23 protein-coding genes are annotated in these 21430 nt (G+C 70.6%); 7 read left to right on the top strand and 16 right to left on the bottom strand.

Annotation, left to right across the window (positions count from 1 at the left end; translation table 11 throughout):
• Positions 1-28: 28 nt before the first annotated feature.
• From ACQCO7_RS27180 to msrA (ACQCO7_RS27210), 7 genes are all read right to left on the bottom strand, one after another.
• On the bottom strand, positions 29-1183 hold the full coding sequence (locus ACQCO7_RS27180; RefSeq protein ID WP_464074258.1) for a FecCD family ABC transporter permease: 1155 nt from the start codon (positions 1181-1183) through the stop codon (positions 29-31).
• Positions 1180-2172 (bottom strand): FecCD family ABC transporter permease, encoded by a 993-nt coding sequence (locus ACQCO7_RS27185; protein ID WP_464074259.1) that lies wholly within the window; start codon positions 2170-2172, stop codon positions 1180-1182. Before ACQCO7_RS27185 ends, ACQCO7_RS27180 begins: the two co-directional genes overlap by 4 nt.
• Positions 2169-3221 (bottom strand): ABC transporter substrate-binding protein, encoded by a 1053-nt coding sequence (locus ACQCO7_RS27190; protein WP_464074260.1) that lies wholly within the window; start codon positions 3219-3221, stop codon positions 2169-2171. The genes ACQCO7_RS27185 and ACQCO7_RS27190 overlap by 4 nt, the downstream gene beginning before the upstream one ends.
• Before the next feature lie 106 nt (positions 3222-3327).
• Positions 3328-3921, bottom strand: a complete 594-nt coding sequence (locus tag ACQCO7_RS27195; protein WP_464074261.1) for a hypothetical protein — start codon at positions 3919-3921, stop codon at positions 3328-3330.
• A 15-nt stretch (positions 3922-3936) separates the two neighbouring features.
• Positions 3937-5034 carry a serine hydrolase domain-containing protein gene (locus ACQCO7_RS27200; protein ID WP_464074262.1) on the bottom strand — a complete coding sequence of 366 codons (1098 nt, stop codon included), beginning with the start codon at positions 5032-5034 and terminating at the stop codon, positions 3937-3939.
• Positions 5035-5114: 80 nt separating this feature from the next.
• Complete coding sequence (locus tag ACQCO7_RS27205; protein ID WP_464074263.1) at positions 5115-5744, bottom strand: hypothetical protein; 630 nt, start codon at positions 5742-5744, stop codon at positions 5115-5117.
• The gene (msrA, locus tag ACQCO7_RS27210; protein ID WP_464074264.1) at positions 5741-6391 is read right to left on the bottom strand and encodes a peptide-methionine (S)-S-oxide reductase MsrA; all 651 of its coding nucleotides are present in this window, start codon (positions 6389-6391) and stop codon (positions 5741-5743) included. The genes ACQCO7_RS27205 and msrA (ACQCO7_RS27210) overlap by 4 nt, the downstream gene beginning before the upstream one ends.
• 168 nt (positions 6392-6559) lie before the next feature.
• Here msrA (ACQCO7_RS27210) and ACQCO7_RS27215 point away from each other — a divergent pair, with 168 nt between their 5' ends.
• Positions 6560-7300 carry a hypothetical protein gene (locus ACQCO7_RS27215; RefSeq protein WP_464074265.1) on the top strand — a complete coding sequence of 247 codons (741 nt, stop codon included), beginning with the start codon at positions 6560-6562 and terminating at the stop codon, positions 7298-7300.
• Here ACQCO7_RS27215 and msrA (ACQCO7_RS27220) read toward each other — a convergent pair.
• Together msrA (ACQCO7_RS27220) and ACQCO7_RS27225 are read right to left on the bottom strand one after the other, a co-directional pair.
• Positions 7237-7902: a peptide-methionine (S)-S-oxide reductase MsrA gene (gene msrA / locus ACQCO7_RS27220; protein WP_464074266.1), complete on the bottom strand. Its 666-nt coding sequence runs from the start codon at positions 7900-7902 to the stop codon at positions 7237-7239. The two genes, ACQCO7_RS27215 and msrA (ACQCO7_RS27220), sit on opposite strands and share 64 nt — an antisense overlap.
• A gap of 367 nt (positions 7903-8269) precedes the next feature.
• Positions 8270-9388: a hypothetical protein gene (locus ACQCO7_RS27225; protein ID WP_464074267.1), complete on the bottom strand. Its 1119-nt coding sequence runs from the start codon at positions 9386-9388 to the stop codon at positions 8270-8272.
• A 153-nt stretch (positions 9389-9541) separates the two neighbouring features.
• Here ACQCO7_RS27225 and ACQCO7_RS27230 point away from each other — a divergent pair, with 153 nt between their 5' ends.
• Positions 9542-10696, top strand: a complete 1155-nt coding sequence (locus tag ACQCO7_RS27230; RefSeq protein ID WP_464074268.1) for a cystathionine gamma-synthase — start codon at positions 9542-9544, stop codon at positions 10694-10696.
• A gap of 1 nt (position 10697) precedes the next feature.
• Here ACQCO7_RS27230 and ACQCO7_RS27235 read toward each other — a convergent pair whose 3' ends face one another.
• The 3 genes from ACQCO7_RS27235 to ACQCO7_RS27245 all read right to left on the bottom strand — a co-directional run bounded on the left by ACQCO7_RS27235 (position 10698) and on the right by ACQCO7_RS27245 (position 12003).
• Positions 10698-10910, bottom strand: coding sequence for a hypothetical protein (locus ACQCO7_RS27235; RefSeq protein WP_464077300.1), 213 nt, complete (start codon positions 10908-10910; stop codon positions 10698-10700).
• 35 nt (positions 10911-10945) lie between these two features.
• Positions 10946-11395 carry a sigma factor-like helix-turn-helix DNA-binding protein gene (locus tag ACQCO7_RS27240; protein WP_464074269.1) on the bottom strand — a complete coding sequence of 150 codons (450 nt, stop codon included), beginning with the start codon at positions 11393-11395 and terminating at the stop codon, positions 10946-10948.
• 101 nt (positions 11396-11496) lie between these two features.
• Positions 11497-12003, bottom strand: coding sequence for a MarR family winged helix-turn-helix transcriptional regulator (locus ACQCO7_RS27245; protein ID WP_029183975.1), 507 nt, complete (start codon positions 12001-12003; stop codon positions 11497-11499).
• Between the two features lie 163 nt (positions 12004-12166).
• Between ACQCO7_RS27245 and ilvA the strand changes: the two genes are divergently transcribed.
• From ilvA to ACQCO7_RS27260, 3 genes are all read left to right on the top strand, one after another.
• Positions 12167-13396, top strand: a complete 1230-nt coding sequence (gene ilvA / locus ACQCO7_RS27250) for a threonine ammonia-lyase (RefSeq protein WP_464074270.1) — start codon at positions 12167-12169, stop codon at positions 13394-13396.
• Positions 13397-13595: 199 nt separating this feature from the next.
• Positions 13596-14588, top strand: coding sequence for an ATP-binding cassette domain-containing protein (locus tag ACQCO7_RS27255; protein WP_464074271.1), 993 nt, complete (start codon positions 13596-13598; stop codon positions 14586-14588).
• On the top strand, positions 14585-15439 hold the full coding sequence (locus ACQCO7_RS27260) for an ABC transporter permease (RefSeq protein WP_010354612.1): 855 nt from the start codon (positions 14585-14587) through the stop codon (positions 15437-15439). Before ACQCO7_RS27255 ends, ACQCO7_RS27260 begins: the two co-directional genes overlap by 4 nt.
• 76 nt (positions 15440-15515) lie before the next feature.
• On the opposite strand, the gene greA is transcribed toward ACQCO7_RS27260, so the two are convergent.
• Both greA and ACQCO7_RS27270 read right to left on the bottom strand, forming a co-directional pair.
• Complete coding sequence (gene greA, locus ACQCO7_RS27265; RefSeq protein ID WP_464074272.1) at positions 15516-16016, bottom strand: transcription elongation factor GreA; 501 nt, start codon at positions 16014-16016, stop codon at positions 15516-15518.
• A 190-nt stretch (positions 16017-16206) separates the two neighbouring features.
• Positions 16207-16605 (bottom strand): DUF4307 domain-containing protein, encoded by a 399-nt coding sequence (locus tag ACQCO7_RS27270; RefSeq protein WP_464074273.1) that lies wholly within the window; start codon positions 16603-16605, stop codon positions 16207-16209.
• 159 nt (positions 16606-16764) lie between these two features.
• Here ACQCO7_RS27270 and mca point away from each other — a divergent pair, with 159 nt between their 5' ends.
• Positions 16765-17646, top strand: coding sequence for a mycothiol conjugate amidase Mca (mca, locus tag ACQCO7_RS27275; protein WP_464074274.1), 882 nt, complete (start codon positions 16765-16767; stop codon positions 17644-17646).
• The gene (locus ACQCO7_RS27280) at positions 17639-17893 is read left to right on the top strand and encodes a hypothetical protein (RefSeq protein ID WP_464074275.1); all 255 of its coding nucleotides are present in this window, start codon (positions 17639-17641) and stop codon (positions 17891-17893) included. Before mca ends, ACQCO7_RS27280 begins: the two co-directional genes overlap by 8 nt.
• Before the next feature lie 70 nt (positions 17894-17963).
• On the opposite strand, the gene ACQCO7_RS27285 is transcribed toward ACQCO7_RS27280, so the two are convergent.
• The gene (locus ACQCO7_RS27285; protein ID WP_464074276.1) at positions 17964-19226 is read right to left on the bottom strand and encodes a CHAT domain-containing protein; all 1263 of its coding nucleotides are present in this window, start codon (positions 19224-19226) and stop codon (positions 17964-17966) included.
• A 3-nt stretch (positions 19227-19229) separates the two neighbouring features.
• Positions 19230-21425 (bottom strand): tetratricopeptide repeat protein, encoded by a 2196-nt coding sequence (locus tag ACQCO7_RS27290; RefSeq protein WP_464074277.1) that lies wholly within the window; start codon positions 21423-21425, stop codon positions 19230-19232.
• Positions 21426-21430 lie beyond the last annotated feature (5 nt).

The raw sequence follows: 21430 nt of genomic DNA on the forward strand, positions 1-21430 counted from the left end.
TCCGGTATCCCCTACCGGAGGACCAGCCTCATGCCCGTCTCCCCAGCAGCCACAACAGGTACGGCCCCCCGACCAGCGCGGTGAGCGCCCCCACGGGTATCTCCACCGGAGGTACTAGTACCCGCGCCACCAGATCCGCCGTCACGAGGACGACCGCCCCGGTCAGCCCCGACGCGACGAGCGGCAGCTGCGGTGTACGAGTGAGCCTGCGCGCCAGCTGCGGAGACGTGAGCGCTACGAAGCTGATCGGCCCGGCGGCACCGGTCGCCGCGGCGGCGAGTACTACACCCAGGACCGTCAACCCCAGCCGCATCCGGTTCACCCGTACCCCTAGCCCCGCAGCGGTATCCGCGTCGAGCCCCAGGGGCCGCACCGCACGGCTCGCCCACACCAGCGCCGGAAGCGCCAGCAGGAGTACGGCGGCCAGGGGCCGCGCCTGCTCCCACCCGCGCCCGTTGAGGCTCCCTGTCAGCCACAGCTTGAGCTGCTCGGCGGCGTCCAGTTCGCTGTCGGCGAGGTACAGCTGGACCACGGCGGAGAGGGCCACCCCGATGCCCACGCCGGTCAGCACGAACCGGTTCGGCTGAAGCCCGTTCCGCCAGGCCAGGGCGTACACGAGGGCCGCGGCGGCGAGGCCGCCCAGCACGGCTACGACGGGCATCGCGGACGGCGACGAGACGGCGCCGGTCGCCAGTGCGCCGACGGTCGCCGCAGCCGCCCCGTGCCCGACGCCGATCACGTCGGGACTGGCGAGCGGGTTCCGGGTCACGGTCTGGATCAGGGCACCGGAGACCCCGAGCGCGAGCCCCACGAGGGCGCCGACGACGATGCGGGGGACCCGTAGCTCCGTCACCACCAGGTCGTACGGCCCCGGCGTCCCCCTGAGGGCGGCCCACACGTCACCCGGGGGTACCAGGGTCTGCCCCAGACAGGCGGAGGCGAGCATCGCGGCGCCGAGGAGGACGAGGAGGGCGGCGGCGACGGCGAGGGAACGCCGGTGGACGAGGAGGGAGAGGCGGGGGGTGGGGCGTAGTACCAGGGAGCCAGGGTGTACGCCGCTGGTGGGACCGCCGGAGTTCGGGCGGCCGGGGTTCGGGTCGCCGGGGTTCAGGCCGCCGGGCAGCGGACCGCCGGGCTCCGGGTCGCCGGAAGAGCCGACCGAAGGTGCGCCGGAGAGCCTCATACGACCGCCTTCTTCCGCCGCACCAGCACCACCAGCACCGGCACCCCCACCAACGCCGTCATCACCCCGGCCGGCACCTCGGCCGGCGCCCGCACCACCCGCCCGGCCACATCCGCGAGGACCAGCAGCGCCGCACCCGACAGCGCCGACAGCGGCAACAGCGAACGATGCCCTCCCCTGCGTACCAGCCGACGCGCGACATGTGGCACCACCAGCCCCACGAACACGATCGGCCCGGCGGCGGCCACAGCGGACGCCGTCAGCAGCGTCGCCCCCAACGCCGCGGCCCCGCGCACGAGTCGCACCCGATGCCCCAGCCCCCGAGCCGTCTCGTCCCCGAGGGCCAGCGCATCAAGACCCGGCGCGCACACCATCACCAGCACCGCCCCCACCAGCAGGAACGGCAGCATCCGTACGACGCTCCCAGCGTCCCGCCCGCTGAGCGCACCGACCTGCCAGAACCGGAACTGGTCGAGCGTCGCGGACGACGAGGTGAGGACGACGGTCGTCCCGCCCGCCGTCATCGCCGCCAACGCCGTGCCCGCGAGGGCGAGTTTGACCGGCGAGGCACCACCCCGGCCGCGCGAGGCGACCGCGTACACGAGACACGCGGCGACGACCGCACCCGCGAACGCGAACCACACGTACCCGCTGAAACCGTTCGCCCAGCCGAACGCGATCGCTGTGACGACACCGGCCGCCGCACCCTGGCTGAGACCGAGGATGCCGGGGTCGGCCAGCGGATTCCTGGTGACAGCCTGTAGCGCGGCCCCCGCGAGCCCCAGCGCCGCACCGGCCGTGAGCCCGATCTCGGTGCGGGGCAGCCGCAGGGACCGTACTACCAGGGCATCAGGGGACTCACCCTGATGGAGCAGCGCGTCCAGGACCGCCGCCGGGGGTACGGCTCTAGTACCCACGGCGAGGCTGAGCACGACGGCGGCGGCCACCACGAGGGCAGCCGCCGGCCAGACGATCAGGCGCCGGGTCACTTGGTCAGGTGCTCCGCGAGCTCCCCGACGACCAGGCGCGCGGCGGTGGGACCGGCGTTCAGGTACCAGGGGTCGTCGTCGACCTGCACGGCGTGACCCGCCTCGACCCCCTTCATGCCCTTCCACAGCGGGCCCGCGACCGTGCTCGCCGCGTCCGTCTTCGACGCGTCGCCCTGCACCGAGTAGAAGATCCAGTCGCCGTCCGCTGTATCGATCTTCTCGCTGCTGATGTCCTGCGAGATGGCCTTGAACCGCTGCGACGCGGGACGGGTGAGACCCATGTCCACAGCGAGCGAGCCCGTGAAGGAGGAGACCCCGAACATGCGGGTGCGTTCAGGGGTGAAGCGGATCATGGAGACGGTGGGCGACCCCTTCACCGCGGTCCCCTTGGACTTCGCGTCCGCGACGATGCCGTTCAGCAGGGTCCGCGCGGCCTGGCCCTTGCCGACCGCGTCCCCCACGAGTATGAGATCGCGCTTCCAGTTGATGCCCTGACCTGCGGTGACGACCGTCGGCGCGATCTTCGACAGCTTCGGGTACAGGTCGGCGAGGGACTTGTTGACCAGGATCAGGTCCGGCTTCGCCGTCGCGAGGGACTCCAGGTTGGGGGCCTGGCGGGTGCCGGCGTCCGACATCTTGGCCAGCTCCGGCTTGTACTGCGGGAACGTAGCGCTCAGGTAGTCAGGTACTAGTCCCGCGTTCGTAGCGCGCGTCGAGGCGGTCGGTACGACACCGAGGGTGAGGAGGTCGTCGAGCTGGCCGGTGCTCAGTACGGCGATCTTCGTGGGCGCCGCCTTGATCGTCGTACTCCCCTCGTAGTGCTTGACCGTCCTCGGGAAGCCGCCGTCCTTGGCGACGTCCGAGCCCATACCGGCGGCGAGCGCGCCGGGCGCGGCGGCGGGGCCCTCGGAGGCGCCGGCGACCTTGTTGACGCCGCCGGGGGTCCTGGCGTCGGTGGTGGTGCCGTCCGAGTCGGTCGAGCAGCCGGTCAGGACGGTGCCTGCGATCAGGGCGGCGGTCAGGACTGCTGTCGGCTTGGACGTGCGCACGGGGGGACTCCGGGGGCATAAGGGGTTTGCCCAGGCAAGGGGGGTCTCGCTAAGGCAAGGCTTACCTTAACCTCTCTTTTTGTGACGGGCCTTTGCGGGGGCCTGGTCAGGCGGCTCCGTGGTCCTCGGGGCGCTCGATGGGGAGGTTCGTGATGCCGAGGTCCCTGCGCATGTGCTGGCGTACCTCGTAGAGGCTCTCGGACGCTTTCTTCAACCGGTCGAGGAGTTCGTCCAGAGACTCCGGGTCCTGGCTGCCGGGGGAGTTCTGCTCGTGCCTCGCCAACTGGGTGTGGATGCGCTGGAGTTGGTGCACGAGACGGCCTGCCGCCTGCAATACCTCGTCCGTGACGACCAGTTGGGCCGTCGCGTACGCCTCCCTCAACTCGCGCTGGGCGTCGGCGCGTTCGGCGGTCTGGGCGGCCAGGTCACGCGCCGGGGTCGCTGCCAGCGCCTCCCGGTGCTGCCACAGCAACAGGTGCAACTCCCTTATCGCCCGGTTCAGTTGCACGTACGACGCCCTGCGCGCCTCCACGTTCTCCCGCTGCTCCACCGCGTCCCGCTCCGCCTCCCTCTCCAACCTCGCGTGCTCCAGCTCCATAGACGTGGAGCGCAGCGCGCCTCGGTGGGCGAGGACGCCGGACAGGAGGGTGCCGGCGACACCGACGACGGCGACGATGAGGGCACTGGTCGAGGGCGACATGGAGGAGACCGTAGCTCAGCGGCCCAGCCCCTCGTACGCCGTCGTCACCATCTCCAACCCCCGGTTGTCCTCGCCGGGGCGGCGCATCTGGTTCGTCACGTACGCGACCGTCATACCGGCGTCCGGATCCACGAGGACCAGGGAACCTCCCCAGCCGCCCCAGCCGAGGGTGTTGCCGAAGAGGCCGTACCCCAGGCCGTACTGGACGGACATGCCGAGGAGCCTGTCCTCGCCGGTGAACTGGGTGCGGCGCGCGAGGTCGAGGACGGGGCCGGTGAGGCGGCGGGACTGGACGAGGGCGACCGAGCGGGCGTTGCCGTAGCCGCTCGCGGCGGGGATCTGGGAGCGGCGCCAGGAGGGGGAGTTGCCGTGGCGGACGCGTACGGGGGTGGGCGGGGTTGTCGACGTCGTCGGGGTCGCCGAGTCCGTGTGCCCCGGCGTGTCCGAGGAGCCGCCTCCCGGTGCGCTGGCGGCGTACTCCTCCGTCTCCCCCTCGGGAGGGACGCTCGCGGCGACCCGGTGGTCGTGCTCGGCGGCCAGCCCGATGTGGAAGTCCGCCCCGAGGGGCCCCGCGATCTCCGTCGCGAAGTAGTCCCCGAGAGGTACCCCGGTAATCCTCCGGACCAACTCGCCCACCAGGTACCCCTGGGTCAGCGAGTGATACCCCGCCTCCGTACCCGGCTCCCACTGCGGAGTGAGGCCCGCGAGCCGCGCGGTCGCGGCGTCCCAGTCGTACAGCTCCTCCACCGTGCCCGGCCAGTCGGGGAGTCCGGCGGTGTGCGAGAGGACATGCCGTACGAGAACGTCCTTCGCCCCGAACTCCGGCCAGTACCGGGCGACTTCGGCGTCCGGGTCCAGCGAGCCCCGCTCGATCAGCGTCAATGCCGTCAGCGCGGTCATCGTCTTCGTCACCGACCACACGTTCGTGATCGTGTCCCGCTGCCAGGGGACGCCGCGCGCGGCGTCCGCGTACCCGCCCCATACGTCCACGACGGGCTCACCGCCCACGAACACGGCGACCGAGCCTCCCGCGTCACCCTCGTCCAGCAGCCGGGCGAGGAGGTTGGGGACGCCGAGGAAGAGGTCGTCGTAGGTGCCCTGAATGTCGGCCATGCAGTGCATTAGCGGGGGCGGGGCGGGCGGATGGCAACCGAATTACCTTGGCGGGAACGGGAGTTGGTGGTTCCGGCTGGTCAACCGGGTACGTTCGTCACGCGCATGGCGTACGCGAGGAGCCGACCGAACCGCAGGTGGTCCAGCGGCGCGTATCCGGGCCGGGTGAGCGCTTCGATCCCGTCGAGCGTGTCGGCCAACTCCTTCGCGGCGTCGGGACCTTGCCGACCGAGATCCGCCAAGTACGCGACGGCACAGGCGTCCAGTCGTGCGTGCGACTCGGCAAGAGGGGTCTCCCCGGCCGAGGCCGGCCAAGGCCAACTCCGAAACGCCGCATGTCTGTTCGCAACCGCCGCGATCAACCCGAGCCGCGACGGAGGCACCGTACCCGGCCAACGCGGCCCCCGGAACACGGCCGGATCCCGCACGCCCGGAGTCCGCCGCCCCGCCGCCTTCTCGACCCGCCGCCGCCCCGCGAACTCCCTTTCCTGGAACAGGAATACGTCCCTGCTCTCCTCCAGGACAGCCGGCGCACACGGCAGCGCCGCAGGTTCCGTACGCAAGTCCGGTGCGAGCGCCGCGAGATAGGCCCACGTCGCGTTGAACCCGAGCGGACAGTACCGCCCGACGGCACACCTCAACTCCCCGCGCCTGCGCACGAACGGCAGGCTCTCGTCGCGAACCCGGCGGGCATGAACGGTGAAACTCATGTCCGGTAAGTCACCCCCGTGCCCCCCAACCCGCAGTACCCGCCCGGGTTATGGGCCAGGTACTGCTGATGCAGCGAACTGGCCGGATAGAACGGATACTCCTCCGCCGCCAGAATCTCCGTGGTGATCTCCCCGTACCCAGCCTCCGCAAGGCACTTCTGATAGGCATCCCGCGACGACTCGGCGGCCTCCACCTCGGCGGACGTGCGAGTGAAGATCAGCGACCGGACATGCGTCCCGACGTCATTCCCCTGCCGAAACCCCTGCGTGGGATCGTGCCCTTCCCAGAAAACCCGCAACAACCCGTCGTACGAAACCAGTTCGGGGTCATACACGACCCGCACGGTCTCCGCATGCCCGGTCAACCCGGTCCGCACCTCGTCATCGACGGGAAACGGCGTAAACCCGCCCTGAAACCCGACAGCGGTGGTCCAAACCCCCGCAGGCAACTGCCAATACCGCCGCTCCCCACCCCAAAAACACCCCAACGCGAACTCGGCCACCCGGCACCCCTCGGGATAAGGCCCCTGCAACGCAGTCCCGAGCACCGCATGCCGCTCCGGCACCGCGTACGCCAACTCCCCCCGGCCTACCGGCGCTTCCTCCCGCGTAGGCATCCGCAACTCCCGCCTCCGACCGAACACCACGACAGCCCCTCCCGACCCGCACGGACATGAACTCCCCATTGTCCGACGCACCTTGTTCCCCGCACAGGGCCCACCCGGCCGGGGGAGAACGCCTTTCGGCCGTTGCCGGACGCGGGTTGCCTCATCCGGCAGGTTGAACATCCTCCGGTACGCCCCTTCAATGGCGGGATGACGACGGCGCGGACGCCCGCTTCCGCAATGCTGGCCGACACCGTTCCACTGGACGCGGTCATGGCCCAACTGGGCCGCCACAGACCCGTCTTCCACTCCGAGGCCGACCTGCAACACGGATTCGCCCGGGTGTTGTGGGAACTGGCGCCGGACGTGGAATCCAGGCTGGAGGTACCGCAGCGCGGGGAGCCGGGACGGCGGAGGTACCTGGATCTGCTGTGCATCGGCCGGACCCGTACCGCGATCGAGTTCAAGTACTTCACCCGGGGATGGACGGGTACCTCAGGGGTACCCCCTGAGGACTACGCCTTGAAGGACCACGCCGCGACGGACCTGGCCCGCCTGCACTTCGTACGCGACATAGCCCGGCTGGAGCGGTTCCGTGCGGAACGGAAGCAGAACGGCCTCGCCGTCATGGTGACCAACGAAGCGTCCCTGTGGACTCCCCCCGCCCCCGGCCGCAAGCAGACCCGCGACGAGGACTTCCGCATCCATCAAGGACGCACGCTCACCGGTACGTTGCTGTGGGCCGGGGGAACGTACAAGCGCAACACCTGCACCCTGCTGGGAACTTACGACCTCACCTGGAAGCCGTACTCCGAACTCGGCGGCCAGGGAGGGGAGTTCCGCTACCTGGCCGTGGAGGTCGGGTCGGTCTCGTTGCGGGACGCGGCTCAGTCGCCCGCCTTCGCGACGCCGATCGGGCACGAGACTCCCGTGCCGCCGATGCCGCAGTAGCCTGCCGGGTTCTTGTCGAGGTACTGCTGGTGGTAGGACTCGGCGGGGTAGAAGGGGCGGGTGTCGGCGGGGAGGATCTCCGTGGTGATCTCGGGGTGGCCGGCGTCCGCGAGGACCTTCTGGTACGACGTGCGGGAGGACTCCGCCTCGGTGGCCTGGGCGGGGGAGTGGGTGTAGATCGCCGAGCGGTACTGGGTGCCCACGTCGTTGCCCTGGCGGAAGCCCTGCGTCGGGTTGTGGGACTCCCAGAAGGTGCGCAGGAGGGTGTCGTACGAGACGACGGCGGGGTCGAAGACCACACGGACCACCTCCGTGTGCCCGGTCATCCCCGAGCAGACCTCTTCGTAGGTCGGGTTCTCGGTGTGACCGCCCTGGTAGCCGACGAGGGTCGTCCACACGCCCGCCGGGAGCTGCCAGAACTTCCGCTCGGCACCCCAGAAGCAGCCCATCGCGAAGTCGGCGACCTCGTACTCCTCGGGGTAGGGGCCCTGAAGGGGCGTGTCCAGCACGCTGTGCCGCTCCGGAACCTGGTACACGGGCGCCGCCCGGCCGGGGAGCGCCTGCTCCGGGGTGGGCAGTTGGGGCGTACGGCCGAAGAGCATCGCGTCTCCCTGTGGATCTGGGGCGGGTCCGCCGTCGCGGGCGGCGGCGCCCGGTACAACGTCCGGGACGCCGCGAGCATTCCGCGGGGCGGGATGGAGGCGGGGAGGCAGGGGTGGGGCGCCGGCCGGAGGTCCGCTGCGACACGTATGCCCGGGGGAGGGACGGATACGCCGCAGGGCGCGGGGGTACGGCTCCGGCGCTGGACCCGTACGCCGCCGTACCCCGCCGGTACTACCCGGGTACGTCCCCGGAGCCGCCCTCGTACCCCGCCGTGAACGCCGCACGGCCCCTGGTACTACCCGGGTAATACTCGGCCCCCTCGAACTCCGGCGGCGGCCTCACCCAGCGCCGTCACGCCGCCCCCCCTCACGCCCGCAACGTCGCCGGACTCCCCCCGTTCGCCTCGTACCCCGCCACCGCCAGCGCCCGGTACACCGCGAACTCGCCCGCCGGGTCCTCCGACAGCGTCCACGGCAGCGCGCCCACGTGGCCGTCGACATGGACGAGCTGGTTCATCGCCTCGGCCCACCGCTCGCTGCGGACCAGGAAGAACACCAGCAGATGCCGGACGTGCGCGAGCATCGGGTCGTCGCGGCGCGCGGAGTGCACCGCGTGCAGCGCGCCGTGCATCGCCTTGGTGACGACCTCGCTCTGGTAGAAGCCGCGCACGAGGTTGACCTCGGGAAGGTGCTCGAAGACAGCGAACAACGGCATCGCCGCGAGCAGCGAACCCTGGGGCGCGCGGGCTGCGGCGGCCTCCGCGAAGGACTGGGCGATCTCCCGCGAACCGTGCCACTTCTCGCACCAGTAGTGCAGGGCCGAGAGATGCGCGCCCATGTGGTTCGGGGCACGGTCCAGGATCTTCAGCCAGAGCTGCTCGAACTCCTCGCGGGAGTAGTTCAGCCCGCGCGCGATGGACAGCTCGACGATGTACGGGACCGGGTCACCGGGGGCGAGCAGCGCCGCCTGCCCGCACGCCTCCTTCGCCTCCTCCATGATGATCCGGAAGTCGTCGGTCCCCGGCGCGGACGTCCGCCACGCCTGCTGCACCAGGAACTCGGCGTGCACCGCCGCACCGCCCGCGTCCTTCGGCTGCTCGGCACGCCACACCCGCAGCCACTGCCCGCCCGGGCTGTCGCTCACCCCGCCCGGCCGCTGCTGCAACTCCAGCGAGGCCGCCCCCGCGAACGCCTGCACCCGCTGCCACCGCACCTCGCCGTCCTTCGCGGTGCCCGCCAGCAACTGCTGCGCCGCGCGGTAGTCCTGCGACCGCTGCACCACGTCCAGCACATCGACCAGGTCCCGGTCGGGACCCGGCAGCCGGACGTCCAGCTCCTCCTCGCGTGTGAAGCCGTAGTTCGCCGGGTCCGCCGCGTCCGGGTGCCCCGGCGAGACCAGCTCGATCCCGCCTCGCCTGCGCCGCAGGAACGGCAGCAGCACGAAGCTCAGAAGCAGCGCCGCGATCAGGACCAAGAGAATCTCCATGTCCAAAGCGAACCAGACCCGACCGACAATTGGCGAACCCCCTCCCACTGCCTGTGGATAACTTCGCGCCCCCCGACCCGAACCGCCGTCCCGAACCGTCTCCGTCCGAACCCGTACAGCACCACCGCTCCGAGCGCACTACCCTCGGAACCCATGAGCGACAGGCACATCAGTCAGCACTTCGAGACGCTCGCCATCCACGCGGGCAACACGGCGGACCCCCTGACCGGGGCGGTCGTACCGCCGATCTACCAGGTCTCGACCTACAAGCAGGACGGCGTCGGCGGCCTGCGCGGCGGCTACGAGTACAGCCGCAGCGCCAACCCGACGCGCACGGCGCTGGAGGAGAACCTCGCGGCGCTGGAGGGCGGCCGTCGAGGGCTCGCGTTCGCGTCGGGGCTGGCGGCCGAGGACTGCCTGCTGCGCACCCTGCTGAGCCCGGGCGACCACGTGGTCATCCCCAACGACGCGTACGGCGGCACGTTCCGGCTGTTCGCGAAGGTCGTCGCCCGCTGGGGCGTGGAGTGGTCGGTCGCCGACACCAGCGACCTCGCGGCCGTGCGCGCGGCGATCACGCCGAAGACGAAGGCCGTGTGGGTCGAGACCCCCTCCAACCCGCTGCTCGGCATCACCGACATCGCCGCCGTCGCGCAGGTCGCGCACGACGCGGGCGCGCGGCTCGTCGTCGACAACACGTTCGCGACGCCCTACCTCCAGCAGCCCCTCGCGCTCGGCGCGGACGTCGTCGTGCACTCGCTGACGAAGTACATGGGCGGCCACTCCGACGTCGTCGGCGGCGCCCTGGTCACCGCGGACGAGGCGCTCGGCGAGGAACTGGCGTACCACCAGAACGCGATGGGCGCGGTCGCCGGGCCCTTCGACTCCTGGCTGGTGCTGCGCGGCGCGAAGACGCTGTCCGTGCGCATGGACCGGCACAGCGAGAACGCCGTGAAGGTCGCCGACATGCTGACCCGGCACGCGCGCGTGACGAACGTCCTCTACCCCGGTCTGCCGGACCACCCCGGGCACGAGGTCGCGGCCAAGCAGATGCGGTCCTTCGGCGGGATGATCTCCTTCCGGGTGACCGGCGGCGAGGAGGCGGCCGTCGAGGTGTGCAACCGCGCGAAGGTGTTCACGCTGGGCGAGTCCCTCGGCGGCGTCGAGTCCCTGATCGAGCACCCGGGCCGGATGACGCACGCGTCGGTCGCCGGTTCCGCCCTGGAGGTCCCGGCCGACCTGGTCCGCCTCTCCGTGGGCATCGAGAACGTCGAGGACCTCCTGGAGGACCTCAAGCAGGCGCTCGGCTGACCTACCAGCCGACCATGGGTGGGGTCGTCTCGGACGGCGGCTCCACCCACGGCTGTGCCACGGCGGCCCACACGGCGAACGCGACGACCCCCGCGACCAGCACCGTCCACATCACCCGCCGCGCCAGCCGCCGCCACCACAGCAGCCGCCCACCGCGCCGCACGGCCTCGGCGACCACCTCGGCCGGTACCACCAGCACCGGCCCCTCCATCATCCGCCGCACGACGACCTCACGGTTCGACCGGCCGCTCACGACGGCACCGCCTTCGCCCCGCCCACCACCGGCGCGGGACCCCGGGGCGGATGCAGGAGGTTCGTGGTGGCGCGGTGACAGATCGCGCGGGCGCGTTCGGGGGAGAGGCCGAGGAGGGCGGCGATCTGTTCCTCCGCGATGCCCTCGTGGTGGCGCAGGACCAGGATCAGGCGCTCCTGGGGGGTGAGGCGGGCCAGCGGGGAGCCGGGGTGGGTGGTGTGGTGGCGCCACGCGGAGTGGGCGAAGCGGGTGGCCAGCTCCCCGCGCGCGTGGTCGTAAGGGTCGCTGTCCTGGACGCGGTCCCAGGACGCGTACGTGCGCGCGAGGGTGAGCGCCAGCAGGCGTCGCGCGCGCGGGTTGTCGTCCGCGACCTCGCCGGTGATGAGCGTGGCCGTCCACAGCAGCCGCCCCCCGGCCCCCGCGACGAACGCCTCGAACTCCCGCACCCGGCACCTCCCCCGCCGTCCTGACCGTCCTCATCTGAGACCGGCGACCCCCGACCGGTCAACCCCCGTGCCCGGTGAAGCGTCTGACGACGTGAAGACCCTCAGGACTCCTGTGCGGGCTCCGCCCCCGGCAGGCCCTGGGAGGACATGCGCGCGGAGAGGGCGGTGTTGAAGCGGGTGAGCAGGGAGCAGAACACCTCGCGCTCCTCGGGCTGCCAGTCCTGCGTCAGCTCGGCCATCAGCTGGCGCCGGGAGGACCGCACCTCCTCCAGGCGGGACGTGCCGCGCGGTGACAGCTGGAGGACGACGGCGCGGCCGTCCTCGGGGTGCGAGGTGCGCTTGACGAGGCCGGTGTCGACGAGGGGCGCGACCTGCCGGGTGACCGTCGAGGAGTCGATGCCCATGCTCGCGGCGAGCGCCTTCACGCCCATCGGGCCCTCTTTGTCGAGGCGGTTCAGCAGCAGGTACGCGGCGCGGTCCATGGAGTTGCGGACCTGGCCCACGCCCCCGAGCCGGGTCTGTTCGGCGCGGCGGGCGAAGAGGGCGACCTCGTGCTGGAGGTCGTCGAGAAGACCGGTGTCACCGACGGTCGTCATGTCCATCGACATTTCAGGTGTTGTGGGCATGGCCGGGGGCTCGCTCCATCATGGGGGTGCTGGGTTGGGGGACAGGGTACGCGGCCGGACGGGCAGTCGTACCGGCGCTGCGCAAACCCGTCCCGCGCCTTGGTCGGCGCACTCGTTCCCGCCTGTGAACTGCGATGCTGGAGGCATGAGCTACAGCACGGCTGACTCCTTGCGGCCCGTCACTCTCGACGACGTCCGGGGCGCACAGAAGATGCTTTCGGGGGTGGCCCGCATGACGGCCATGGAAGGCAGCCGGCACCTCACCCAGCTCGTCGGCTCCCCGGTGCACTTCAAGTGCGAGAACCTCCAGCGCACGGGTTCGTTCAAGCTGCGCGGCGCGTACGTACGGATCGCCGGTCTGCTCCCCGAGGAGCGCGCGGCCGGTGTCGTCGCCGCGAGCGCGGGCAACCACGCGCAGGGTGTCGCGCTCGCCTCGGCGCTGCTCGGCGTGCACGCGACGGTCTTCATGCCGCAGGGCGCGCCCCTCCCGAAGATCAGCGCGACCCGGGAGTACGGCGCGGAGGTCCGCCTGCACGGCCAGGTGGTCGACGAGACGCTCACGGCGGCGCAGGAGTACGCCGCTCGGACGGGCGCGGTGTTCATCCACCCCTTCGACCACCCGGACGTCATCGCGGGCCAGGGCACGGTGGGCCTGGAGATCCTGGAGCAGTGCCCGGAGGTCCGCACGATCGTCGTCGGCATCGGCGGGGGCGGGCTCGCGGCGGGCATCGCGGTCGCCGTGAAGGCGCTGCGCCCCGACGTACGGATCGTCGGCGTCCAGGCGTCCGGCGCCGCCGCGTACCCGCCCTCGCTCGCGGCCGGGCGGCCCGTGTCGGTGCGCGGCCCGCTGACGATGGCCGACGGCATCAGGGTCGGGCGCCCCGGTGACGTGCCGTTCGCGATCGTCCGCGACCTGGTCGACGAGGTGCGTACGGTCTCGGAGGACGCCCTGTCGGCCGCGCTGCTGCTGTGCCTGGAGCGGGCCAAGCTGGTCGTCGAACCGGCGGGCGCGAGCCCCGTCGCCGCGCTGCTGAGCGAGCCCGGCGCGTTCGAGGGGCCGGTCGTGGCGGTGCTGTCGGGCGGGAACGTCGACCCGGTGCTGATGCAACGCGTCCTGCGGCACGGAATGGCCGCGCAGGGCCGCTACCTCGCCGTACGGCTGCGGCTCACGGACCGGCCCGGTGCCCTCGCGACGCTGCTGGGGGTGCTGTCGGGGACCGACGCGAACGTCCTCGACATCAGCCATGTCCGCACCGACCCGCGGCTCGGGCTGGCCGAGGCCGAGGTCGAACTCCACCTGGAGACCAAGGGCCCGGCCCACTGCACCGAGGTCGGACAGGCTCTGCGGGCCGCCGGCTACACCGTCATCGACTAGGAAACCGCAGGTCACGAGAGTGCCGCTAGCCCGGACGGGTGAAGTGTATTGAGCAACGCGATACATCGCGTTATGGTGTGTCGTATGTCGCTCGAACGTTCTGTCGGGCGATCCGGAAGCCGCGAACCTACGCTTCTCGCACGACCCGTTTCACCCGAACCGAAGAATCCCCGAACACCCCGATGACGTGGAGAGCCCAATGCCGGGTGCCATCTACGCCGAAGGACTCGTCAAGACCTTCGGTGACGTCAAAGCCCTCGACGGCGTCGACCTCGACGTCCCCGAGGGCACGGTCCTGGGCCTGCTCGGCCCCAACGGCGCGGGCAAGACCACCGCCGTACGCTGCCTGACGACCCTGCTGCGCCCCGACAGCGGCCGGGCGGTCGTCGCCGGGCTCGACGTCCTCAAGCAGCCCAACGAAGTACGCCGGTCCATCGGCCTGTCCGGCCAGTTCGCCGCGGTCGACGAGTACCTGACCGGCCGGGAGAACCTCGTCATGGTCGGCCGCCTCTACCAGATGGCACCCCGGCAGGCGAAGACCCGCGCCGCCGAACTCCTCGACCGCTTCGACCTCATGGACGCCGCCGACCGCACCGCCAAGACGTACTCCGGCGGCATGCGCCGGCGCCTCGACCTCGCCGCCGCGCTCGTCGTCTCCCCGCCGGTCATGTTCATGGACGAACCGACGACCGGCCTCGACCCCCGCAACCGCCTGCTCCTGTGGGACGTCATCAAGAACCTCGTCGCCGGCGGCACGACGCTGCTGCTCACCACGCAGTACCTGGAGGAGGCCGACCAGCTCGCGCACGACATCGCCGTCGTCGACCACGGCCGGGTCATCGCGCGCGGTACGTCCGACCAGCTCAAGGCGCGCACCGGCGGCGAGCGCGTCGAGGTCGTCGTCCACGACCGGGCGCACATCCCCGTCGCCGCCGACCTCCTCACCGCCTCCGGCAAGGGTTCCGTCACCGTCGAGGAGCACACCCGCCGGCTCACCGTCCCCGTCACCGGCGGCGCCAAGCTCCTCGTCGAGATCATCCGCGAACTCGACCTGCGCGGCATCGAGATCGACGACATCGGGCTGCGCAGGCCCACCCTCGACGACGTCTTCCTCTCCCTCACCGGGCACGTCGCCGAGGAGAAGACCGACAACGGCAACGGCACCGAGAAGAAGGGCAGGGCCGCGACATGACCACCACCGAGCCCCGCGTCGTCCCCGCCCCGCCGCACCCCGCCGTGCAGTCCTTCCGGGACTCCATGGTCGTCGCCAAGCGGAACCTGATCCGCATGTCCCGCATCCCCGAAATGGTGCTGTTCGGGGTCATCCAGCCGGTCATGTTCGTCGTGCTGTTCGCCTACGTCTTCGGCGGGTCCATGAAGATCGGGAACAGTACCGATCCCGGCGTCTACAAGAACTTCCTGATGGCCGGGATCTTCGCGCAGACCGTGACCTTCGCGACCGCCGGAGCGGGCGCCGGTATCGCCGACGACATGCACAAGGGCCTCATCGACCGGTTCCGCTCCCTGCCCATGGCGCGCGGCGCCGTCCTCACCGGCCGTACGGTCGCCGACCTCGTCCAGACCGCGCTTACCCTCGTCGTCCTCGCCGTCGTCGCCCTCCTCGTCGGCTGGCGGCTCGGCACCGCGCAGCCCACCAACTTCGGCAAGATCCTCGGCGGCTTCGGCCTGCTGCTCCTCCTCGGCTACGCCTTCACGTGGATCGGCGCGCTGATCGGCCTCTCGGTCCGCACGCCCGAGGCGGCCACCTCCGGCGGCCTCATCTGGCTCTTCCCGGTCACCTTCATCTCCAACGCGTTCGTCGACTCCGGCCAGATGACCCCCTGGCTGCGGCACATCGCCGAATGGAACCCCTTCAGCGCGACCGTCCAGGCCTGCCGCCAGCTCTTCGGCGACCCCGGCCTGTCCCGTTCCGACGCCTGGCCCATGCAGCACCCCGTCTGGGCCTCGGTCCTCTACTCCCTGCTGATCATCGTCGTCTTCCGCACGCTGGCGGTCCGCAAGTACCGCTCGGCGACGGCATGATCGGCCCCCGTACCCCCGTACACGACGAAACCCCCGGCACCGAGGCGGCGGGGGTCTGTCGAGGGCGTGGGGCGGGTCAGCCGTTGTACGGGACCGCCTTCAGGATGCGGACCATCGCCTTCTTGCCGTTGGGGAGTTCGTACTCCGCGTCCTCGCCGACCTTGTGGCCGATGACGCCGGAGCCCAGGGGCGACTGGGGCGAGTACGTCTCGATCTCCGTGCTCGCGTATTCGCGGGAGGCCAGGAGGAACACCAGGGTGTCGTCCTCGTCGCCGTCGAAGGCGATGGTGACGACCATGCCGGGAGCGACCGTGCCGTCCGTGGACTGCGGGGTCTCGCCGACCTTGGCGCTCTCCAGCAGCTGCGTGAGCTGGCGAACGCGAAGCTCCTGCTTGCCCTGCTCCTCCTTGGCCGCGTGGTACCCGCCGTTCTCGCGCAGGTCACCTTCCTCGCGCGCCGCCGCGATCTTCGCGGTGATCTCCGAGCGCGCGGGACCAGTAAGGTGCGCAAGCTCGTCCTTGAGCTTGTTGTACGCCTCCTGGGTCAGCCAGGTGACGTTCTCGCTGGTCTGGGTCACAGGTGCTCCTCGTCGGTACTGGGAATACAAAGCATCGCCCTACCCCGAAGCATGTTCCTTCAGGGACGGGCGAAACCACGAGCCTAACAATTCGACGGCGGAAGGGGGAGGACATAAGTCACCGGAAAACCGTCACCGCAGGTCACAGCAGCCCCGCAGGCGGGATACGTCGAACGGGTGAGCGTGGGCCTCAGCCCGGATGGCACCCGAGCAGCTCGGCGGTCGTCCCCCGGGCCGTCGTACGGAGCGTGACGACCTTGTCGATCCGGGTGTCCGAGCCGGTGAAGCGGAAGTCCGCGCGGCCGACCTCGGCGCCGTTCTCGGCCTGGGAGCGGACCGTGCAGTAGCCGCTGGTCCCGGAGTCCTTGCGCACTTCGAGGTGGACCGAGACGGAGGAGTCGGAGACCTGGAAGGCGATCAGCTCACCGCTGATCTCGTTCTGGCCGACGTAGTGCCAGCCGAACCAGCCGATGACGCCGAGGAACAGGACGCCCAGGACCCCGCCGAGGACCTTCAGCCGGTGGTCGGCCCGGACGTCGGACGTACGGCCGTAGCGCCCCTCGGGCGCGCTCGCATGTGCCGTACTCATGATGGTCCTCCGGGCCCCGGAACAATTCGTCCCCCGATTCGGTCACTATAGAAGCCCCCCCGCGCGCGGGCGACCACCGCCCCTCGGCGACCTCCCTACGGGGCGGACCGACGTGATTGCACACCGGACGACCGGGTGCCGACTGACTGAGGATGAGTCTTGACTGATCAGCTGCGACTGATGGCCGTCCACGCCCACCCCGACGACGAGTCGAGCAAGGGCGCGGCCACCATGGCGAAGTATGTGGCCGAGGGGGTGGACGTCCTGGTGGTCACCTGCACGGGCGGGGAGCGCGGCTCCATCCTGAACCCGAAGCTCCAGGGTGACGCGTACATCGAGGCGCACATCCACGAGGTGCGCAAGAAGGAGATGGACGAGGCCCGCGAGATCCTCGGGGTCAAGCAGGAGTGGCTCGGCTTCGTCGACTCCGGCCTGCCCGAGGGCGACCCGCTGCCCCCGCTCCCCGAGGGCTGCTTCGCCCTGGAGGACGAGGACAAGGCCGCCGGGGAACTCGTCCGCAAGATCCGTTCGTTCCGTCCACAGGTGATCACCACCTACGACGAGAACGGCGGCTACCCCCACCCCGACCACATCATGACCCACACGATCTCGATGATCGCCTTCGATGCGGCGGCGGACACCGAGAAGTACCCCGAGTCCGAGTACGGCCCGGCGTACCAGCCGCAGAAGCTCTACTACAACCAGGGCTTCAACCGGCAGCGCACCCAGGCCCTGCACGACGCGATGATCGCCCGCGGCATGGAGTCCCCCTACGAGGAGTGGCTCAAGCGCTGGGACGAGTTCGAGCGCGTCGAACGCGTCCTGACCACGCACGTCCCGTGCGCCGACTACTACGAGATCCGCGACAAGGCGCTCATCGCGCACGCCACCCAGATCGACCCCGACGGCGGCTGGTTCCGTGTCCCGATGGAGCTCCAGAAGGAGGTCTGGCCCACCGAGGAGTACGAGCTCGCGAAGTCCCTCGTCTATACGTCCATCCCCGAGGACGACCTCTTTGCGGGCATCCGCGACAATGCCTGACATGAGCGCAAGCGTGAGCCTGGCAATGACGCATCTCGTCCCCCTCGCGAAGGAGGTCGACGAGAACAAGGTCACCCCCGGCGTCCTCGGCTTCATCGTCTTCGCCGCCATGGCCTTGGCGGTGTGGGGGCTGATGAAGTCGATGAGCAAGCACATGAACCGGGTCGACTTCAAGGAACCCGGGGGTCCCTCCGCACAAGAGGCCCCGGCGTCGGCTCCCGCAGCTGAGAAGCCGGCCAAGGGCTGACCGGCCGGTGGCTCGGTCGTACTACGGGTACGTCGTGACGACCGGGCCGCACAGTGTCATGTGACTGCCGTCACAGCACTGGTGCGGCCCGCTCCAGCCGCCGGTCCATCCCGCAGTGCAGCGCGTACGCGAACCCCAGCGGGTTGCGGAACGTGTCCGCGAAGTGCCGGGCCAGCGTGTGGGCGATCTCACCCGCCGTGTCGGCGGCGCCCAGATAGCGGGTGACGAACGCGTACGCGTACTCCGCCGCGAACACCTGCGGCATCTCGATCTGCGGGCCCAGCACGCCGCCCGCGCCCGCCGTGATCAGCGCGCCGCCGAGGTACGTGAGGTCCGCGCCGCCCGGCAGACCCGCGTAACACGCGTTGAACAGCACCAGCGGACGGTACGGCAGCAGGCCCGCCGTCCGCCTCGCCAACACCGTGTGCGCGTCGATGTCCTGACTGTCCGTCAGGCGTACGACCAGCAGGGGTGCGCTCGCGTCCTGCGCGGCCTCGAACCTGCCGTGGCACCAGAAGTACATCAACTGGTCGTCCATACGGCCCGACTTGAGCGCCGCCAGCAGCTCGTCACGGCGGGAGCGTTCCACGCATACGGTGCCCTCCGTGAGCGCCGTCGCCACGTCCGCCGCCCTCGTGCGGCCGTGCGGGTCGATGTTCTTGTCGTGGTTCAGGCTCACGACCGGGACGGGCGGGGGGAGTTGGAGGTCGGCCTCGTCCGGGAAGTCCGCGTACCTGCCGCCCGTCTGCTCCATCTGGTGGCGGTAGCCCAGGAAGCGGTGCAGGGGGTTCTCCTCAACTCCTGTCGGGAGCGCGAGCATGGGCCAGGGCAGGAACAGGGGCGAGTCCACCCTGATTCTGAGCGGCTTCTCGCTGGTCAGCGCTTCCTGCACGACCCTCCGCAACCGGTCGGCTCCCCGGCCGTCCGCGCCGAGGAGTTCGTGCCACAGGAGGTAGGCGCCCTGCTCGGCCAACTCGTCCAGGATCTCCGTGAGTTCGGGTTCGTCCGTGAGGTCCATGCGGGTCGCGTAGGGCTCGCTCACCGGTATGCCGGTTGCCGGGTCGGCCGGTTCGTATGCCACCAACTCCCTTTTCCACAACGCCCGTAGCCTTGCCGCGCTGGTTCGGATCGTCGCCGGGGAGACGTCCAGGCGGGCCGTGTACTCGTGCGGGGACGGGGGGAGTGCCGTGCCGTACGCGCGGGCCCTGATGCGGTCCTCCGCGTACGTGTCCAGGGTCAGGACCAGGTCCGGGTGGCGGATCGTCGACGCGGGGTGGCGGGTGAAGCCGTGGCTGGGGTCCTGGGTGATGCGGAGGGGTAGTTCTTTCGGCACCGGTCAGGTCCTCCCGAGGGAGGTGGGGGTGGTGCCGGTCAGGTCGGCTCCGGGGGTGTCCGTTACGTCGAACTCCGTCTCCAGCTCCTGGAGGACTGTGCCGGTGAGGTGGTGTTCCACGGTGAAGCGGATGCGGTGGCGGCCTGGGCGGTGGGGGGTGAAGTGGAACTCGGCGCCGGCGTCGGTGTTGTCCGGGGGGCCGGGGCGGATCGTGACGGCGTGGTCCGGTTCGATGTCCGCCGGGGTGAGGGGGGTGGCCCTCGCGGTGAGCCAGGGGAGGGCGGGGGTCGTGGACCAGGGGTGGTGGGGGCCGGGGATGACCTGGAGGGTGAGGCGGTTGTCGTCGTGGAGGGTGAGGCGGACGCGGGATTCTGTTGTGGGGAGGCGGAGTTGGGTGCCTTCGTAACGAGGCTCCGGGATGAGGAGGCGGGCGGCGAAGGGGATGCGGAAACGGCCGTGTTCCCAGGGCCATTCGGTGGTGGCCAGGAGGGCGGGTGGGTAGCGGCGGGCGAGTTCGTGGAGGGCTTCGGGGGGTGGGTCTTCGTTGTTGGCGAGGGCTTGGGCGAGGGTTACCCAGGCGAGGCCGGCTTCGTCGCCGATGGATTGGAAGCGGGCTCGGGCTTTGGCGAAGGCGTGGGGGCTGGAGGGGAGGTGGGGGGTGCGGATGGCTAGTTCGAGGGAGGCCCAGGCTTCGCCGTGGGGGGAACCGAGGCCAGCGAACGCCTCGACGTTCCGGGTGAGTTCGTGGATCAGGACCGTGTCGGAGTACAGGGGGTGCCGGGTTCGTATGCATCTGAAGTGCCGTGACCAGGTCGCGCAGAGTTGGTCCGAGGACACGAGCGGTTTCCAGCGGCTCAGGCGGGGGGTCTTCGGTAGCGCGAAGAACAAGTCGGCCCAGTCGCGGACCCGCCCGGACTCCTGACGTGGTCTCGTGGACGTGGGTTCGAGAGAAGCGTCGTTCACGAAACCGCTGACGCCCAATAGCAGGGTGAGCCGCTGCTGTTCGACGCCCACCTGCTCCACGCCCGCAGTGTCCTGGACGTCATGGAACGCCACCCGAGCGGCGTCGATCACTTTCTCCGCCTCGTCGAAGTCGCCGCTCAGCAGCCGCCAGTGACCGTAGTGGAGCATCGCCCACGCCTCGCCGCGCCGGTCCCCGGAGACCTGGTGCGCCTCAATTGCGCGGCGCAGTAAGGGGCCTATGCCGCGCAGGTCGCCCCGGTCGCAGGCGATGGAGGCGCGGGTGTGCAGGAGCCAGCCGTCGGCGGGGCGGCGTTCGGGGATCTCGGCGAGCAGTCGGGTGGCGTCGCGGAGGTTCCCTCGCTCCCACGCGCCCACGGCAGGTCGGAGTTGAGGAGGGACGACAACCGGTGAACCCACGAACCGCCAGAGCGCGGCCAGCGCCAACGTCTGCTGGGAGCGCTCCAGTTCCTGCGTCAGCGACCGCGCGGCATCCTTGCCCGCCCGGTCGTCCGGGGACAGGTCCAGGAGGCGTCCGGCGAGCAGGACGTACGTCCAGCCGAGCCGGTCGACCGCTTCGGGCCGGTGGGTATCCAGCAGCAGCCAGTGCAGTGCTGTTACGGCACGGGAGCGGGTCTCGTCGGGGGACCAGTGCCGGGTGATCTCGGTGGCGGCCGTGCTGTGGAGCCGTATCCCCGCGCTGTTCATGTCGGCCAGACCCGCTCTGGTCAACTGGCGAGCAGATTCGGGTGGCAGGTCCACCAGGAAAGCGAGCGGCACGCGAAGAGGGCCGGTCGTGGTCAGCGCGGCCAGGTTCTCGTACAGCCGCCTTGCTTCGGGCCCCAATGCCTCCGGGAGGACTGGCGGCACCTCGGGCGATGCGGTGACGGCCAGCACCATGACCGTTCCGTCCATCGCCAGCGGCGCCACGGTGTCGAGCAACGACCGGCCAGGGCCGTCGAGTTGCAGGACCAAGCCCTCGACCCCCGACAGCACCCGGCGGCACAGCCGGACGACGGACTCCGCGAACTCCCGAGGCGAGCCGACCAGTTCCTCGACGTCCGAGTCCCCCACCCGCTCCCGCACCCCCGGCTCCGCCAGCACCCGCAGCAACGTCACCTCAGGCGGCTCGGACACCCCAATGTCCTCGACCCGGATCACCGGCACTCCAGCAGGAAGCCGCACCTCCCCCTCCAGCACCATCATCCGATACCGGACCAACTCCTCGTACACATCCATGACTC

Source organism: Streptomyces saintjeani, assembly GCF_055409605.1.